The organism is Streptomyces doebereineriae, assembly GCF_031845645.1.
In the GTDB taxonomy this organism is placed as follows: Bacteria; Actinomycetota; Actinomycetes; order Streptomycetales; family Streptomycetaceae; genus Streptomyces; species Streptomyces canus.
The window spans coordinates 1-427 of sequence record NZ_JAVREZ010000417.1 but is presented as its reverse complement, the minus strand read 5'-3'; the positions used below and the strand labels follow the sequence as shown (position 1 = coordinate 427).

At 65.6% G+C, this 427-nt stretch carries 1 protein-coding gene; it reads right to left on the bottom strand.

Features of this window, described 5'->3' with window-relative positions; all coding sequences use genetic code 11:
• Positions 1-95: 95 nt before the first annotated feature.
• Positions 96-427: TIGR03089 family protein (locus RNB18_RS52585; protein ID WP_311721127.1), on the bottom strand; the 332-nt coding region annotated here is incomplete at its 5' end.

The following is a 427-nucleotide window of genomic DNA, read 5'->3' as shown; positions in this document are numbered from 1 at the left end:
GCTCAAGTAATCCAACGCCGCTCCAGTGGCCAGTTAATGCACGCTTTCACCGAAAGGCTGTGCAATAACTGGCCATTGGGCATTTGGGCTTAGCGCTAGCCTCGGGTGACCTTCTCTGTGGTGCGACGCCGATCCTGCGCGCCCGCATCGGGATTGGCCACCTGAACCAGTGACGCTCCGACCGCGAACACCGCCAGCAAGTTCTCCACGAGCTCGTCGGGGGTGTTCCAGGATGCGGTGGAGAGCACCCGGTCGGAACCGGTGAAACCCTGTGTGGCCGCGGCATTCCGGGCCGATTCCAGTACCTCGGCGACCGACTCCCCGGCCAGCGCTGGACCCGGCACACGCTCCGGCACGATCTGGTCGCCGTGCACGCGCACTGCCGTGGCGTAGTCGGTGACTCCGATGGGCAGATCCTCGGCGGGCC